The organism is Vibrio sp. 2130-1 (assembly GCF_033339515.1).
The window spans coordinates 1-531 of the sequence record NZ_JAWOUT010000678.1 but is presented as its reverse complement, the minus strand read 5'-3'; the positions used below and the strand labels follow the sequence as shown (position 1 = coordinate 531).

The following is a 531-nucleotide window of genomic DNA, read 5'->3' as shown; positions in this document are numbered from 1 at the left end:
CTCAATGGAGCCCGGCTCGACCATTAAGCCTTTCGTTATTTTAGCCGCCTTAGAAAATGGAGTGGCGGATAAAGATACTATCGTTGATACCGGTAATGGCGTGCTTCGATTGGGCGGTAGCCGAGTCAGGGACGTTTCGTGGGTAGGCAAAGCGAGCCTGTCTATGATTCTGAAAAAATCGAGTAATATCGGTGTGACCAAACTTGCGATGCAAATGCCTGTTGAGGCGCTGCTTGGCTTGTACAGTTCGGTGGGTTTTGGGGAACTTTCTGGTTTGAACTTAGTTGGCGAAGTGACTGGTATCTTCCCAACTCGAACGCGTTGGTCTCCCATTGAACGTGCAACCATTGCGTTTGGTTATGGTCTGTCTATCACGCCGATTCAGCTTGCACATGCGTATGCAACGTTAGGGAACCTTGGCAAGTACGAGCCGATTCATATTATCGAGAGTAATGACCGTGATATGTCACGTCAGGTAGTAAGCAAGGAAAATGCGCGTCTTGTGCTTGATATGCTTGAGACCGTAACTCA

Annotated in this window: 1 protein-coding gene; it reads left to right on the top strand. The window is 48.4% G+C overall.

Annotated features, from left to right (window positions below; all coding sequences use genetic code 11):
• Positions 1-531, top strand: a 531-nt coding sequence (locus R7Q09_RS28105; RefSeq protein ID WP_318144202.1) for a penicillin-binding transpeptidase domain-containing protein, incomplete at both ends; no start/stop codon positions are given.